Here is a 15,890-nt window from a genome sequence, read left to right on the forward strand (position 1 = left end):
TCATGAACGGCGCGCAGCTTCGCCACCAGCAACCCGGTATCGGCCGTGTGCCCGCACGCAAGCCGACGGCCCGTGGCGCCAGCCGCCTGGTGGCCAAGGAGCCGCTGAGCGCGCGCATGCCCAAGCCGAGCTTCGGCTTCCTCAAGGTGCTGGTGTGGCCGCTGGTGCTGGGTGTCCTCGGCGTTGGCACCTATTACGGCGCGCAGTACGCGCTGCCCTATGCCGATCGCCCAATCGCCAAGGTCAGTGTGGAAGGTGACCTGAGCTACATCAGCCAGCAGGCGGTGCAGCAGCGGATCAGCTCCTACGTGTCGGCGAGCTTCTTCACCATCGACCTGGCCGGGATGCGCCAGGAGCTGGAGCAGATGCCCTGGATCGCTCACGCCGAGGTGCGTCGCGTGTGGCCCGACCAGGTGGTGATCCGCCTGGACGAGCAACTGCCGATCGCCCGCTGGGGTAACGAGGCGCTGCTGAACAACCAGGGCCAGGCCTTCGCCCCGCGCGAAGTGGCCAACTACGAGCACCTGCCGCGCCTGTCCGGCCCGCAGCGCGCTCAGCAACAAGTGATGCAGCAGTACCAGATTCTCAGCCAGATGCTCCGTCCGCTGGGCTTCACCATTTCCAGCCTGGACATGAGTTCGCGCGGCGCCTGGACCCTGGGCACCGCGCAGGGCGTGGAGATCATGCTGGGCCGCGATCACGCGGTAGAACAGATTCGCCGGTTCGTGACCATCTACGACAAGGCGCTGAAAGATCAGATTTCGAAAATTGCGCGCATCGACATGCGTTACCCCAACGGCCTGGCCGTGGCGTGGCGCGATCCGGTGCCGGAAACGACGGTGGCCCAGACCACCGCCGTGCAGTGAGTTGAGGAGACTTCGATAAACATGGCAAGCGTGCAGAGCGGCAAAATGGTCGTCGGCCTGGACATCGGCACCTCCAAGGTGGTGGCGCTGGTGGGTGAGGTAGCGGCCGATGGCAAGCTGGAGATCGTCGGTATCGGGACGCACCCTTCGCGCGGCCTGAAGAAGGGCGTGGTGGTGAACATCGAGTCCACCGTCCAGTCGATCCAGCGTGCCATCGATGAGGCCCAGCAGATGGCGGGCTGCCGTATCCACTCGGCCTTCGTCGGCATCGCCGGCAACCATATCCGCAGCCTGAATTCCCACGGCATCGTGGCGATCCGCGACCGCGAAGTGAGCGGCGCGGACATCGAACGCGTGCTGGACGCGGCGCAGGCCGTGGCCATCCCGGCCGACCAGCGTGTGCTGCACACCCTGGCCCAGGACTACGTGATCGACAACCAGGAAGGCGTGCGCGAGCCGCTGGGCATGTCCGGCGTACGCCTGGAAGCCAAGGTGCACGTGGTGACCTGCGCGGTGAACGCCGCGCAGAACATCGAGAAGTGCGTGCGCCGCTGCGGCCTGGAGGTGGACGACATCATCCTCGAGCAGCTGGCTTCGGCCTACTCCGTGCTCACCGAGGACGAGAAGGAACTGGGCGTGTGCCTGGTGGACATCGGCGGCGGCACCACCGACATCGCCATCTTCACCGAAGGCGCCATCCGGCATACCGCGGTGATCCCGATCGCCGGCGATCAGGTCACCAACGACATCGCCATGGCGCTGCGCACGCCAACACAATATGCCGAAGAGATCAAGATTCGATATGCTTGTGCCCTAGCCAAATTGGCCGGTGCGGGCGAAACCATCAAGGTGCCCAGCGTAGGGGACCGGCCGCCGCGGGAACTGTCGCGCCAAGCGCTTGCCGAAGTGGTCGAGCCTCGTTACGACGAGCTGTTCACCCTGGTTCAGGCGGAATTGCGCCGCAGTGGCTACGAGGACCTGATTCCTGCCGGGATCGTCCTGACCGGTGGCACTTCCAAGATGGAAGGCGCGGTCGAGCTGGCCGAAGAGATCTTTCACATGCCGGTGCGCCTGGGCGTACCTCACAGCGTCAAAGGACTGACCGACGTCGTGCGCAATCCAATCTACTCCACGGGTGTGGGCCTGCTCATGTACGGGCTGCAGAAGCAGTCCGACGGCATCTCCATGTCCAGCGGCAGCAGCTTCAGCGACGAACCCAAGGCACCGGTACTGGAACGGCTCAAACGCTGGGTCCAGGGCAATTTCTGATTTACCACCGCGGTAAACGTAGGCGACACAACTAGAAAGGAAGGAGAGGGGAAATGTTTGAATTGGTTGATAACGTCCCAACTACAGCAGTCATCAAGGTCATCGGCGTAGGTGGTGGCGGCGGCAACGCCGTGAACCACATGGCCAAGAACAACGTTGATGGCGTCGAATTCATTTGCGCCAACACCGATGCGCAGGCGCTGAAGAACATCGCCGCGCGCACCGTGCTGCAGCTCGGCCCGGGTGTGACCAAGGGCCTGGGCGCTGGCGCCAACCCTGAAGTAGGCCGCCAGGCCGCCATCGAGGACCGCGAGCGTATCGCCGAGGTCCTGGAAGGCGCCGACATGGTCTTCATCACCACCGGCATGGGTGGCGGTACCGGTACCGGTGCTGCGCCGATCATCGCCGAAGTGGCCAAGGAAATGGGCATCCTCACCGTTGCGGTGGTGACCCGTCCGTTCCCGTTCGAGGGCCGCAAGCGCATGCAGATCGCCGACGAAGGCATCCGCTCGCTGGCTGAAAGCGTCGACTCGCTGATCACCATCCCGAACGAAAAGCTGCTGACCATCCTGGGCAAGGACGCCAGCCTGCTGGCTGCTTTCGCCAAGGCCGACGATGTGCTGGCCGGTGCCGTTCGCGGTATCTCCGACATCATCAAGCGCCCGGGCATGATCAACGTCGACTTCGCCGACGTGAAGACCGTCATGAGCGAGATGGGCATGGCCATGATGGGCACCGGCTGCGCCAGCGGTCCGAACCGCGCCCGCGAGGCCACCGAAGCCGCGATCCGCAACCCGCTGCTGGAAGACGTCAACCTGCAGGGCGCCCGCGGCATCCTGGTGAACATTACCGCCGGTCCGGATCTGTCCCTGGGCGAATACTCCGACGTGGGTAACATCATCGAGCAGTTCGCTTCCGAGCACGCCACTGTGAAAGTGGGCACCGTGATCGATCCGGACATGCGCGACGAGCTGCACGTCACCGTGGTCGCCACCGGTCTGGGCGCTCGCCTGGAGAAGCCGGTCAAGGTCGTCGACAACACCGTGCAGACCCAGACCGTCAGCACCCAGGCTCCGGTTCAGCGTGAGCAGCAGTCGGTGAACTACCGCGACCTGGACCGCCCGACCGTCATGCGCAACCAGTCCCACGGCGGCGCTGCCACCGCGGCCAAGCTGAATCCGCAGGACGATCTGGACTACCTGGACATCCCGGCCTTCCTGCGTCGTCAGGCCGATTGAGTCGATTTATCAGGAGTATCAATGTGATTGGTGTTCAGCAAAGGGCGGTTCTGCTATCATCGCCGCCCATTGTTGAAAACAGTTCGCAACTTGCGCGAAAGCGGCCAAAGCCATGATCAGACAACGCACCTTGAAGAACATCATCCGGGCGACCGGTGTCGGCCTGCACTCCGGGGAGAAGGTTTACCTGACCCTGAAGCCGGCTCCCGTCGATACTGGCATCGTGTTCTGCCGGACCGATCTCGACCCGGTAGTGGAAATCCCCGCTCGAGCTTCGAACGTGGGTGAAACCACCATGTCGACCACCCTCATCAAGGGTGACGTCAAGGTGGATACCGTGGAGCATCTGCTGTCGGCCATGGCTGGCCTGGGTATCGACAACGCCTATGTCGAGCTGTCCGCATCGGAAGTACCGATCATGGACGGTAGCGCAGGTCCCTTTGTATTCCTGATCCAGTCCGCCGGCCTGCAAGAGCAGGAGGCGGCGAAGAAGTTCATCCGTATCAAGCGCGAAGTGACCGTGGAAGAGGGCGACAAGCGCGCCACCTTCGTTCCCTTCGATGGCTTCAAGGTGAGCTTCGAGATCGACTTCGATCACCCGGTTTTCCGTGGTCGCACCCAGAAGGCCGTTGTGGACTTCTCCAGCACTTCCTTCGTCAAGGAAGTCAGCCGCGCGCGTACCTTCGGGTTCATGCGCGACATCGAGATGCTGCGTTCGCAGAACCTGGCGCTCGGTGGCAGTGTGGAGAACGCCATCGTGGTCGACGAGTATCGTGTGCTCAACGAAGATGGCCTTCGTTATGAGGACGAGTTCGTCAAGCACAAGATCCTGGACGCCATCGGAGACCTGTACCTGTTGGGTAACAGCCTCATCGGCGAGTTCATCGGCTACAAGTCCGGTCACGCCCTGAACAACCGTCTGCTGCGCACCCTCATCGCAGACAAGGACGCTTGGGAAGTGGTGACCTTCGAGGACGCCAAGACCGCGCCGATCTCCTATATGCGACCCGCTGCGGCCGTATAAGGGAACCTCCTTCCTTCAGTAATACATTCAAAGGCCACCCTCGGGTGGCCTTTTTTTATGCCTGCTGTTCAGGTCGTTGGCTTATTCAGTCGGCTTGCGGCTACGGCTGGCAAGGCGCTCCAGGGCGGCCTTCAGTTGCGGGTTGTCGATACCTTCGGCGGCTTCGTGCAGCGTTGCTGCGGCTGACTCCGTCAGCGTCACGTTGCGCACCGGCGCACTGCTCTGGCTGAGCGGTTGCACCTTGAACAGGATGCGCGCCAGCCCGGCGAACTCCGGGTAGGTGACGAGTTGGCGCAGCAGGCGGTTCTGCTGGTAGCGCAGGCGGGTAGCCCAATGACCATCGGTGACGATCAGCAGCAGGCTGCCTTCGCGCCAGGAGGCGATACGGCAGAAGGGGCGCGCGGCGGGCTGCAGTTGAGCGTCGAGCAGTTCCTGCAGGCGCGAGAGGCGCTGGGCCTCGGCGAACAGGGATTGCAGGGGCTTGGCTTCGCGCAGCAGCTTGGTCGATGCCTGGGCGGGCAGAGGGCGGAAGGCCATGATGGAAACCCCGGGGTGAATAAACAGCGATGGTAGCAGATGGGGGATTCATCCGGTTGCAGGATGCTTGCTCCAGCGCAGCCTTGAAGTTGTGCGGCCGAGTCACCATATCAACCATGCGGATTGAATGTTGTCCGTCCACGCATTGCCCGAAATGTCGTGGGGTGCGAAGCTTCCAAGGATGACTTCGGCACTTTTTTCATACACGTTTCCGGGTAGAATGCCCGCTTCGTTGCCGTTCCGCGCCGCGGCCAGCCAGTCGGGCAGCCCTCCAATTCTCCAGTTCGGATGACCCAGTCGATATGTTTGCGCCTTTGTTGAAAAAACTCTTTGGAAGCAAGAACGAGCGCGAAGTGAAGCGCATGGTCAAGCAAGTCCAGGCCATCAACGCACTCGAGCCCCAGATGGTTCCGCTTTCCGATGAGCAACTCAAGGCCAAGACCGAAGAGTTCAAGGCGCGCCTGGCCAAGGGCGAGACCCTCGACCAGATCCTCCCCGAAGCTTTCGCCGTCGCCCGTGAGGCCGGCAAGCGTGTGATGGGCATGCGTCACTTCGACGTCCAGCTGATCGGCGGCATGACCCTGCACGAGGGCAAGATCGCCGAGATGCGTACCGGTGAAGGTAAAACCCTCGTAGGTACCCTGGCCGTCTACCTGAACGCCTTGGCCGGCAAAGGCGTGCACGTGGTCACCGTGAACGACTACCTGGCCCGCCGCGACGCCAACTGGATGCGTCCGCTGTATGAATTCCTTGGCCTGACCGTCGGCATCGTCAGCCCGTTCCAGCCGCCGGAAGAGAAGCGCGCGGCCTACGCCTCCGACATCACCTACGGCACCAACAACGAATTCGGCTTCGACTACCTGCGCGACAACATGGCGTTCAGCCTGGAAGACAAGTTCCAGCGCGAGCTGAACTTCGCCGTGGTCGACGAAGTGGATTCCATCCTCATCGACGAAGCGCGGACTCCGCTGATCATCTCCGGCCAGGCCGAAGACAGCTCCGAGCTGTACATCAAGATCAACAAGCTGATCCCGCGCCTGAAGCGTCACATCGAGGAAGTCGAAGGCCAGGTGACCCAGCAGGGCCACTACAGCATCGACGAGAAGACCCGCCAGGTAGAGCTCAATGAGCAGGGCCACGCCTACGTCGAGGAACTGCTGACCCAGAACGGCCTGCTGGCCGAGGGCGAGAGCCTTTATTCGGCGCACAACCTCAGCCTGCTGACCCACGTCTACGCAGCGCTGCGCGCCCACACCCTGTTCCACCGCAACGTCGAGTACATCGTCCAGGGTGACCAGGTCCTGCTGATCGACGAGCACACCGGCCGTACCATGCCGGGCCGCCGCCTCTCCGAGGGCCTGCACCAGGCCATCGAGGCCAAGGAAAACCTGCCGATCCAGGCTGAGAGCCAGACCCTGGCCTCGACCACCTTCCAGAACTACTTCCGCCTCTACACCAAGCTGGCCGGCATGACCGGTACCGCCGACACCGAGGCCTTCGAATTCCGCCAGACCTACGGCCTGGACGTGGTGGTGATCCCGACCCACCGTCCGATCGCCCGTAAGGACTTCAACGACCTGGTCTACCTGACCCAGGACGAGAAGTACGCCGCCATCATCACCGACGTTCAGCAGTGCCAGGCGCTGGGCCGTCCGATCCTGGTGGGTACCGCTTCGGTGGAAACCTCCGAATACGTCTCGCAGCTGCTGCAGAAGGCCGGCATCGAGCACAAGGTACTGAACGCCAAGTACCACGAGAAGGAAGCCGAGATCATCGCCCAGGCCGGCCGTCCGGGCTCGGTGACCATCGCCACCAACATGGCCGGTCGTGGTACCGACATCCTGCTGGGCGGTAACTGGGAAGTGGAAGTCGCCGCGCTGGAGAATCCCACCGACGAACAGATTGCCCAGATCAAGGGTGACTGGCAGAAGCGCCACCAGCAGGTCATCGAGGCCGGTGGCCTGCACGTGATCGCCTCCGAGCGCCACGAATCCCGTCGCATCGACAACCAGCTGCGCGGCCGTGCCGGCCGTCAGGGCGACCCGGGCTCCAGCCGCTTCTACCTGTCGCTGGAAGACCACCTGATGCGCATCTTCGCCTCCGACCGGGTGAAGAACTTCATGAAGGCCCTGGGCATGCAGCCGGGCGAGGCGATCGAGCACCGCATGGTGACCAACGCCATCGAAAAGGCGCAGCGCAAGGTCGAAGGCCGCAACTTCGACATCCGCAAGCAACTGCTGGAGTTCGACGACGTCGCCAACGAGCAGCGCAAGGTGATCTACCACATGCGCAACAGCCTGCTGGCGGCCGACAATATCGGCGACACCATCGCCGAGTTCCGCGAGGAAACCCTGGCCAACACCATCAGCCAGCACATTCCGCCGCAGTCGCTGCCCGAACAATGGGACATCGCCGGCCTGGAAGCTGCGCTGTACAGCGACTTCGCCCTGAAACTGCCGGTACAGCAGTGGCTGGACGAAGACGAAAAGCTGTACGAAGAAACCCTGCGCGAGAAGATCCTCGCCGAGCTGGTGGCTGCCTACAACGAGAAGGAAGACCTCGCCGGCGCCGAAGCCCTGCGCACCTTCGAGAAGCAGATGCTGCTGCGCGTGCTGGACGACCTGTGGAAGGACCACCTGTCCACCATGGATCACCTGCGCCACGGCATCCACCTGCGCGGCTACGCGCAGAAGAACCCGAAACAGGAATACAAGCGCGAGTCCTTCAACCTGTTCCAGGAACTGCTGGACTCGGTCAAGCGCGACACCATCCGCGTGCTGTCCTTCGTTCAGGTCCGCCGCGAAGACCCGGCCGAAGAAGAAGCCCGTCTGCGCCGCGAAGCCGAGGAAATGGCTAAGCGCATGCAGTTCCAGCATGCCGCTGCGCCGTCCATGGAGCAGGCCACCGCGACTGACGAAGACGGCGAGCAGCCCGAAGGCGCCACCAACGTGGTGCCTATGGAACCGGTGCGCAACGAGCCGAAGATCGGCCGCAACGAGCCGTGCCCCTGCGGTTCGGGCAAGAAATACAAGCACTGCCACGGTCAGGTGGAATAACGCCTCCCGACCTTGATACCGACGCCGCGACCGGCCCTGCCGCTCGCGGCGTTTTTCTCACTTGAACCACTGAATCGATTTCACTGAATTGAGAGGAGCGCGTCACATGGCTGTTGGTCTCGGCCCCATGTCCACCCTGCACCCGGTCCCTGGTTTCGAACTCGGCATCGCGTCCGCCGGCATCAAACGACCCGGCCGCAAGGACATCGTGGTGATGCGATGTGCCGAAGGCTCCACCGTGGCGGGTGTGTTCACCACCAACGCCTTCTGTGCGGCGCCCGTGATCCTGGCGCGCAAACGTTTCCTCGGCCCGGTGCGCTACCTGCTGACCAACACCGGCAACGCCAATGCCGGCACTGGCGAAGCGGGCCTGGCCAACGCCACCCGCACCTGCGCCAAACTGGCTGAGCTGGCCGGAGTACCGGAAAACGCCGTGCTGCCGTACTCCACCGGCGTGATCGGCGAGCCGCTGCCGGTCGAGAAGATCGAAGCCGCACTGCCGGCCGCGCTGGCCAACCTGTCCGTGGACAACTGGGCTGACGCCGCCGCTGGCATCATGACCACCGACACCCTGCCCAAGGGCGCCAGCCGCCAGTTCCAGCACGACGGCGTGACCATCACCGTCACCGGCATCAGCAAGGGCGCCGGCATGATCAAGCCGAACATGGCCACCATGCTCGGTTACATTGCCACCGACGCCAAGGTTGCCCAGGGCGTGCTGCAGGACCTGCTGCGCGATGCGGCGAACAAGTCCTTCAACCGCATCACCATCGACGGCGATACCTCCACCAACGACTGCTGCATGCTGGTTGCCACCGGCCAGGCCGCGCTGCCGGAAATCACCGCCGCGTCCGGCGCGCTGTTCGCCGCGCTGAAGCAGGCCGTGCTGGAGGTCTCCATGGAACTGGCCCAGGCCATCGTCCGCGACGGCGAAGGCGCTACCAAGTTCGTTACCGTGCAGGTGAATGGCGGCGCGACTCACCAGGAGTGCCTGGATGTCGGCTACGCCGTCTCCCACTCGCCGCTGATCAAGACCGCGCTGTTCGCCTCCGATCCGAACTGGGGCCGCATTCTCGCCGCCGTCGGCCGTGCCGGTGTGCCGGAGCTGGACGTGAGCCTGATCGACGTGTACCTGGACGACGTCTGCATCGCCAGCCGTGGTGGCCGCGCCGCCAGCTACACCGAGGACCAGGGCGCCAAGGTCATGGCCCAGGAAGAGATCACCATCCGTATCGACCTCGGTCGCGGCACCTGCAGCGAGACCATCTGGACCACCGACCTGTCCCACGAGTACGTGAAGATCAACGCGGAATACCGCACCTGATCGCTGCGTAAGCTCCTGCGTCGGCCCCGTGCCGGCGCCTCGCTTCACTCGGATTCCCGATTTTCATCGAAGGATGAAAATCGGGAATTTGTTTTCATGGCTCCCGCGCTCTAAGGTCTTCTGACTGACCCTCAAGAGCACCGCGTCCATGTCCCTTTCCCTGGTTATCGGCAGCAAGAATTACTCCTCCTGGTCCCTGCGCGGCTGGTTGGCCATGGCGCTCACCGGCGTCGACTTCGAGGAAATCCTGATTCCCCTGGGCGGCCAGGACACCGCGCGGCGCATCCGCGAGCACTCGCCCAGCGGCAAGGTGCCGGCGCTCAAGTGCGAGCACGGGGTGATCTGGGACTCTCTGGCGATCGCCGAGTACCTCGCCGAACGCTTCCCCGAAGCCCATCTCTGGCCCCGAGGCGAAGCCGCCCGCGCCCTGGCACGCTCGGTCTGCGCCGAGATGCACAGTGGCTTCATGGCGCTGCGCTCGCACATGCCGATGGACATCCAGCGCAACCAGCCGTTGGCGGAAGTGCCGGAGGCCGTGGAGGCGGATGTCGCCCGCATCGTCGAGCTCTGGAGCCTGTGCCGCAAACAGTTTGGCCAGGACGGCCCCTTCCTGTTCGGCCATGCCAGCATTGCCGATGCCTTCTACGCCCCGGTGGCCACGCGTCTGCGTAGCTACTGCGTCACCCTGCCGATCGAGGCGCAGAACTATGTCGATGCGATCTATGCCTGGCCGACCTTCCGGCCGTGGCTGGAGGCGGCAATGGTCGAACGCGCCTGAAGCGGCGATCCAATGACGGTAGAATGCCGATCTACACGGGCCCTGCCTGAATCGGATTGAGGAGTAGCACTGTGAAACGAGTACATGTCGCCGCCGCCGTGATTCGCGGACTCGATGGCCGGGTACTGATCGCCCGCCGTCCGGACGACAAGCACCAGGGTGGTCTCTGGGAGTTTCCCGGTGGCAAGGTGGAGGAGGGCGAAGCGGTACAGGTCGCCCTGGCCCGCGAGCTGAAGGAAGAGCTGGGCATCGAGGTCGAGCAGGCGCGTCCGCTGATCCGTGTGCAGCACGACTACAGCGACAAGCACGTGCTGCTGGATGTCTGGGAGGTCTCCGCCTTCTCCGGTGCGCCCCATGGCGCCGAAGGCCAGCCGCTGGCCTGGGTCGCTCCGCGCGACCTGCCGGACTACGAGTTCCCGGCGGCCAACGAACCCATCGTGCATGCTGCGCGCCTGCCGGATCGCTATCTGATCACCCCGGATGGCCTGGAAATTCCGCAGCTGGTGCAGGGTGTGCGCGCCGCGGTGGCCGGCGGCATCCGTCTGATCCAGCTGCGCGCGCCGAACATGTACAGCCCTGAGTACCGCGACCTGGCGGTGGACATCCAGGGCCTCTGCGCCGGCAAGGCGCAATTGATGCTCAAGGGCCCGCTGGAGTGGCTGGGTGACTTCCCGGCGGCCGGCTGGCACCTGACCTCCGAACAGCTGCGCAAATACGCACCTAACGGCCGTCCATTCCCCCGCGAGCGTCTGCTGGCAGCCTCCTGCCACAGTGCCGAGGAGCTGGAGCTGGCGACCCGCATGGGCGTGGATTTCGTCACCCTGTCGCCGGTGCAGCCGACCGAGAGCCATCCGGGTGAGCCGGCGCTGGGCTGGGAGGCGGCCGCCGAACTGATCAATGGCTTCAACCAGCCGGTGTTCCTGCTAGGTGGTGTCGGTCCGCAGGATGTCGAGCGCGCCTGGGAGGCCGGGGCGCAAGGCGTCGCGGGCATTCGCGCGTTCTGGCCGAAAGCCGAGGGTTGACCCACCGCTGAGTGGGTGGCTTTTTGTAGGAGCGAGCTTGCTCGCGAACAGCTCAGGCACCGAGTTGTGCGGTTCGCGAGCAAGTTCGCTCCTACAATTGGATGGTCGTCAGGCGGGCTTTTCCGCCGCCTGCCAGAGAATCTCTTCCACGCCCTGGCGTCGGGCGATGAAGCGCGCGGCGACGAACAGCAGGTCGGAGAGCCGGTTCAGGTAACGCAGGCCGGCACCTTCCAGCGGTTCCTCGGCATTGAGCTGCTGGCAGCGCCGCTCGGCGTTGCGCGCCTGGGCGCGGCACAGGTGGGCCAGGGCCACCAGGCGTGAGCCGCCGGGCAGGATGAAGTTCTTCAGTGGTCCGAGTTCCTCGTTCCAGCGATCGATGACCTGCTCCAGGCGTTCCACTTCGGCATCGTTCAGCGCGCGGTATTCCGGCATCGCCAGTTCGCCGCCGAGGTCGAACAGACGGTGCTGGATCGGTGCCAGCACGCCGATCACTTCCTCCAGCGCACTGCTGCGCGCTTCGTTCAGCCCCGCCAGCAATAGGCCGAGGTGGCTGTTCAGCTCGTCCACCGCGCCCATGGCTTCCACCCGTGGGTGGTGCTTGGGCACCCGGCGGCCGTCGGCCAGGCCGGTTTCGCCCTTGTCGCCGGTGCGGGTATAGATCTTCGATAGCCGGTTGCCCATGACTCAGTGCTCCTTATCGCCGCCCTCCAGCAGGGGCGGGGGGGAAGTGACGTCGGCGCCCAGGGGCAGCCGCAGGGTGAAGCAGGTGCCCAGGCCCAGCTCGGACTGCACCTCCATCTGCCCCTTGTGGTTGTTGGTGATGATGAAGTACGACACCGACAGGCCCAACCCGGTGCCCTGGCCGACTTCCTTGGTGGTGAAGAACGGCTCGAAGATGCGCTTGCGCACCTTCTCCGGCATGCCGCAACCATTGTCTTCCACCTGGATTTCCGCCCACGGCGGGTTCAGCCGGGTGCGCAGGATGATGCGGCCGAGTTCGCCTTCCTCTTCGTCGTCGCGCAGGTGGATGGCCTGGGCGGCGTTCTTCAGCAGGTTGAGCAGGACCTGTTCCACCTCGTTGGCGATTACCGGGACCGGTCCCAGGCGCGGATCGAACTCGTGGACGATCTGCAGCGACTTGAAGTCGAAGCCGCCAGTGAGATCGAAGTCGTTGCCGGCGATCTCCACGGCCTGCTCCAGCAGCGCCGGCAGTTCGCAGGCGGTCATCTGGCGGTGGCTGCGGCGGCTGAAGGAGAGCATGTGGCTGACGATCTTCGCTGCGCGCGAGCCGGCGTACTGGATGCCGTCCATCAGCTTGGGAATCTCCCGAGCCTCCAGGTAGTGATTGAGGTCTTCCAGGTGTATGCCGACCTCGCCTGCGACTTCCAGGTTCTTCGGCAGGTCTGGCGACAGGCGCCGGCGGATGTTCTGCACGTTGTGCAGGATGGCCCCCAGCGGGTTGTTGATCTCGTGGGCCATGCCGGCGGCCAGGCCGCCAACGGAGAGCATCTTCTCCGACTGCACCATGAGTTCTTCCATGCCCAGGCGGTCGGTGATGTCGTCGATGCGGATCACTGCGCCGCGCCCGGTGCCGCCCATCAGTGGGTAGAAGGTCAGCGCGTAGTGGCGTGGGGCATCGGTAAGGGCCCAGGTCACCCGTTCGACGCGCTCCACCTTGTGCTGCTCCGCGGCGCGGGTGAGTTGCGGCAGGAACGGCTTGAGCGAGGGGAAGGCGAGGAACACCGGTTGGTTCACCGCATCGTCCAGGCTGGTGCCGGAGAGCCGGCTGGCCTCCTGGTTCCACTGGGTGACGTAGAGCTGCTCGTCCACCGCGATCAGCGCCGAGGGCATCGAGTCGATGATGCTGTTGAGGTAGTGCTGGAAGCCCGTGAGCTTCTTCTCGATCTTGCTGCGGACCTGGACTTCCAGCTCCAGCTTGCGGTTCGAACGGCGGGTTTCCTCGGCCAGCGATTGCGCCTGTTCCACCGCTTCCTGGGCGTCGTCGCGGGCGCGTTTGAGCTGCTGCTCGCGGGCTTCGATGCGGGTCAGCATGGTGTTGAAGGCGTCGGCCAGGCGACCGATCTCGTCGGCGTTGCCGCGCTCGGCGCGCAGGGCGTAGTTCTCCTCGCGGGTGACCTGCCGGGACAGCTCTTCCAGGCTGCGGATCGGCCGGGTGATCAGGCGGCGGATCTGCTGGGCGATGAGCAGCCAGAGCAGCACGGAGACCGCGAGGATCACCAGGCTGGCGGTAAGGGTGCCGGTATAGAACGCGCCGGGCAGCTCACTGCTGGCGACCAGCAGCAGATAGCCGCTGTTGCGCCCGGGTTGGGGCAGTTCGAACAGGGCGTTGAGGCGGTATTCGTGCTCCCGCCAGCGTTCCAGGTGGTCCAGCCGCTCGGGCAGCGCCATCGGGCCGTCGCTGGGTGACTGGGCGATGCGCTGGCCATCGCTGTCGTAGAGCGCGGCCGCGCGCAGCGGCTGATAGTCGTCGAGCTGCTGGAGCAATACCTGGGCCTGGGTCGGCGAGTTCAACGCCGGTTCGCTGAGCGCCGGGTTGGCGATCAGCCGGCCGATGGTCTGCAGGGCCTGGGGCGCCACGCTGTCCTGGGAAATCCAGTAGGCCGCGCTGATGAAGGCCAGGTTGGCCACCAGCATGACGGTGGCGAGCAGAACCAGCAGGGCGGCGAGGATCTTCTGGCCGACAGGCAGGTCTTCCAGGCGCTTGCGCAGGTTCAGGGGTGAGGGCATGGGCGGAACCGCAGGAAAACAGGGAGGCGGGCAGGGTAGCCCGCCATCAGGTGTCGGGCAATCCGCGTGCGCGCAGATACTCGCGCAACCTTTCGTGCAGCGCCCGCAGCTGCGGCAGGGCCAGTTGCAGGCGATCGCCCTCGCGGCAGGCATGGCCGAGCAGGTAGGCGATTTCACTGCGCCGGCCGTTGGTGACGTCCTGGTACATGGAGGAGAAGTTCGCTGCGGTGGCGGTGATCACGCGCTCGACGTCGCCTTGCAGTTCCCGGGCAGCGGCTTCGAAGCCAGTGGCGTGCAGCAACTGTCCCAGCTCGTCGCAGAGTCCGGCCACTTCCGCCGGATGGGCCGCCAGCTCGCCGTTGCGGCACTGGTGCAGGACGGTAAGGGGGTTGATCGCACAGTTCAGCGCCAGCTTGCGCCACAGGCGCTCGAGGATATCGCCGCTCCACTGTGCGGGAATCTGCGCGCCACGCAGCTCCGCCAACCACTCCGGCTCGGGGCCGCCGAGTTCGTCGCCGAGCCAGGTCTGCCCCTGGCCTGCGAACACCACGCGGAAATCCGCTTCGCGGAATGCGCCCTCGGTGCTGGATGCGTACAGGCAACGGGCGCGGGGCAGATGGGCGGCGACCGCCTGCTGGCTGCCCAGGCCGTTCTGCAGCAGGATCAGTTCGGCGCCCGGGGCCAGCCGGGCCGCGATGCTGGCGGCCGCAGATTCGGCGTCGTAGGCCTTGCAGGCGAGCAGCAGGCGCTGGATCGGCCCGCCCTGGGCGGCGGTTTCCGCTGGGATCGGGTAGAGGCTTTCCTGCCCGTTTTCCACCAGGGTGACGCCGCCCAGGGCACGATAGGCATTGAGGCGTTGGCGGTCACGCAGCAGCAGGCGCACGGGGAGGCCGGCGCGGGAAAGGCGAGCGGCCCACAGGCAGCCGAGACTGCCGGCGCCGAGGATGTACCAGGTCATGGGAAGGACTTCGCGAACGTCGAGGGCTTACTGCGAAGTTTAGCGCAGCCCGGTCAGGCGACTGGCGTTGATTCGTCCGCTGGCGTAGGCATCGGGCAGCAGCGTGCGGGCCTGCTGCATCAGTTGCTCGGCGTCCACCGGCAGTGCCTTGGCGTCCAGGCCCACCAGGCCGATGCCGGCCTTGAGGGTGATGAAGCCTTCGCTGGTCTTGAACGCCTTGAGGTTGAGGCCGTCATGCAGGCGGCGGAAGCTGCTCGGCGAGCACTCCTGCAGGTCTTCGAGCAGGGTGATCAGGGCGAAGTGCTGGTCGTCCAGGCGCGTCAGCACGTCGAGCGGGCGCACCAGCTGTTGCAGGCGCCGGGCGACGCCATGCAGCAGTTCGCTGTGGAAGGTCGGGCCGTGCTGGTGACCCAGGGCGGCCAATTCGGGAATGCCGATCAGCATGTAGCACACCGCGCCGCCGCGCGATTCCACCTGGCGGATGCTGTCGGCCAGCTTCTGCCGCAGGTAGCGCAGGTTGCCCAGGCCGGTGGCGCTGTCCACCAGGTTGCGTTCTTCCAGGCTGGTGATGTTCTCGGTGAGCAGGCGTTTTTCCATCAGCAGGCGCAGCAGGGTGTTGCTCAGGCGGTCGGCGGCCAGGACGCGGGGCACCAGCTGTTCGTTCATTGCCGACTTGCTGACGAAATCATCCACGCCACGGTCGAAGGCCTCGGCCAGGGCGTTGTCGCCTTCCTTGCCGGTGAGCAGGATGATGTAGGTGTAGTGGTCGCCGCTCTCGTCGAGCTGGCGCACCCGGGCGGTGAGCTCCAGGCCGTCCATCTCGGGCATCAGCCAGTCGGCGAGGAGGATGCTGACCGGCTCCTTCTCCAGCAGTTGCAGCGCTTCGCTGGCGCTGCTGGCGAAGCGCACATTCTGGTAGCCGGCCTGACTCAGCGCACGGCCGATCATGGCGCTGGAGAACTTGGCATCGTCGACCACCAGGATGCTGAGATGGTTGGTTGGCATGGAAAGGAATGTCTCGCAAACGGGTGGGAAATGCCGAGTCTCGACGTCAGAGGTCGGGCGCGGTC

The 15,890-nt window shown here is 64.8% G+C and carries 13 protein-coding genes; 8 read left to right on the forward strand and 5 right to left on the reverse strand.

Annotated elements, in window-relative coordinates; all coding sequences use genetic code 11:
• Nucleotides 1-2 precede the first annotated feature (2 nt).
• The 4 genes from SD196_RS05450 (at nucleotide 3) to lpxC (ending at nucleotide 4,397) form a co-directional block, all read left to right on the forward strand.
• Entirely contained in the window at nucleotides 3-866 is an 864-nt protein-coding gene (locus SD196_RS05450) for a cell division protein FtsQ/DivIB (RefSeq protein WP_275610396.1), read from the forward strand.
• A 21-nt stretch (nucleotides 867-887) separates the two neighbouring features.
• Nucleotides 888-2,135, forward strand: coding sequence for a cell division protein FtsA (gene ftsA, locus SD196_RS05455; RefSeq protein ID WP_275610397.1), 1,248 nt, complete (start codon nucleotides 888-890; stop codon nucleotides 2,133-2,135).
• Nucleotides 2,136-2,188: 53 nt separating this feature from the next.
• Nucleotides 2,189-3,373, forward strand: a complete 1,185-nt coding sequence (gene ftsZ / locus SD196_RS05460) for a cell division protein FtsZ (protein WP_275610398.1) — start codon at nucleotides 2,189-2,191, stop codon at nucleotides 3,371-3,373.
• A gap of 112 nt (nucleotides 3,374-3,485) precedes the next feature.
• On the forward strand, nucleotides 3,486-4,397 hold the full coding sequence (gene lpxC, locus SD196_RS05465; protein ID WP_152220772.1) for a UDP-3-O-acyl-N-acetylglucosamine deacetylase: 912 nt from the start codon (nucleotides 3,486-3,488) through the stop codon (nucleotides 4,395-4,397).
• Between the two features lie 81 nt (nucleotides 4,398-4,478).
• On the opposite strand, the gene SD196_RS05470 is transcribed toward lpxC, so the two are convergent.
• Nucleotides 4,479-4,934 carry a DUF721 domain-containing protein gene (locus SD196_RS05470; RefSeq protein WP_343574681.1) on the reverse strand — a complete coding sequence of 152 codons (456 nt, stop codon included), beginning with the start codon at nucleotides 4,932-4,934 and terminating at the stop codon, nucleotides 4,479-4,481.
• 302 nt (nucleotides 4,935-5,236) lie between these two features.
• Between SD196_RS05470 and secA the strand changes: the two genes are divergently transcribed.
• From secA to SD196_RS05490, 4 genes are all read left to right on the forward strand, one after another.
• The gene (gene secA, locus SD196_RS05475; protein ID WP_331318001.1) at nucleotides 5,237-7,990 is read left to right on the forward strand and encodes a preprotein translocase subunit SecA; all 2,754 of its coding nucleotides are present in this window, start codon (nucleotides 5,237-5,239) and stop codon (nucleotides 7,988-7,990) included.
• Between the two features lie 106 nt (nucleotides 7,991-8,096).
• The gene (gene argJ / locus SD196_RS05480; RefSeq protein WP_343574679.1) at nucleotides 8,097-9,314 is read left to right on the forward strand and encodes a bifunctional glutamate N-acetyltransferase/amino-acid acetyltransferase ArgJ; all 1,218 of its coding nucleotides are present in this window, start codon (nucleotides 8,097-8,099) and stop codon (nucleotides 9,312-9,314) included.
• Nucleotides 9,315-9,462: 148 nt separating this feature from the next.
• Nucleotides 9,463-10,092, forward strand: coding sequence for a glutathione S-transferase family protein (locus SD196_RS05485; protein ID WP_343574676.1), 630 nt, complete (start codon nucleotides 9,463-9,465; stop codon nucleotides 10,090-10,092).
• 71 nt (nucleotides 10,093-10,163) lie between these two features.
• A complete protein-coding gene (locus SD196_RS05490) occupies nucleotides 10,164-11,114 on the forward strand; it encodes a Nudix family hydrolase (protein ID WP_343574674.1) in 951 nt (316 codons plus the stop codon).
• Between the two features lie 108 nt (nucleotides 11,115-11,222).
• Here the strand turns inward: SD196_RS05490 and SD196_RS05495 are convergent, their stop codons facing one another.
• Genes SD196_RS05495 through SD196_RS05510 form a run of 4 tightly spaced genes read right to left on the reverse strand, consistent with a single transcriptional unit; the run spans nucleotide 11,223 to nucleotide 15,825 of the window.
• On the reverse strand, nucleotides 11,223-11,795 hold the full coding sequence (locus SD196_RS05495; RefSeq protein WP_331317996.1) for a cob(I)yrinic acid a,c-diamide adenosyltransferase: 573 nt from the start codon (nucleotides 11,793-11,795) through the stop codon (nucleotides 11,223-11,225).
• A gap of 3 nt (nucleotides 11,796-11,798) precedes the next feature.
• On the reverse strand, nucleotides 11,799-13,850 hold the full coding sequence (locus SD196_RS05500; protein ID WP_331318507.1) for an ATP-binding protein: 2,052 nt from the start codon (nucleotides 13,848-13,850) through the stop codon (nucleotides 11,799-11,801).
• A 58-nt stretch (nucleotides 13,851-13,908) separates the two neighbouring features.
• Entirely contained in the window at nucleotides 13,909-14,820 is a 912-nt protein-coding gene (locus SD196_RS05505; protein ID WP_343574670.1) for a putative 2-dehydropantoate 2-reductase, read from the reverse strand.
• Nucleotides 14,821-14,859: 39 nt separating this feature from the next.
• Nucleotides 14,860-15,825 (reverse strand): response regulator, encoded by a 966-nt coding sequence (locus SD196_RS05510; RefSeq protein WP_343574668.1) that lies wholly within the window; start codon nucleotides 15,823-15,825, stop codon nucleotides 14,860-14,862.
• Nucleotides 15,826-15,890 lie beyond the last annotated feature (65 nt).

Source organism: Pseudomonas macauensis, from assembly GCF_047902425.1.
Classification (GTDB): domain Bacteria; phylum Pseudomonadota; class Gammaproteobacteria; order Pseudomonadales; family Pseudomonadaceae; genus Pseudomonas.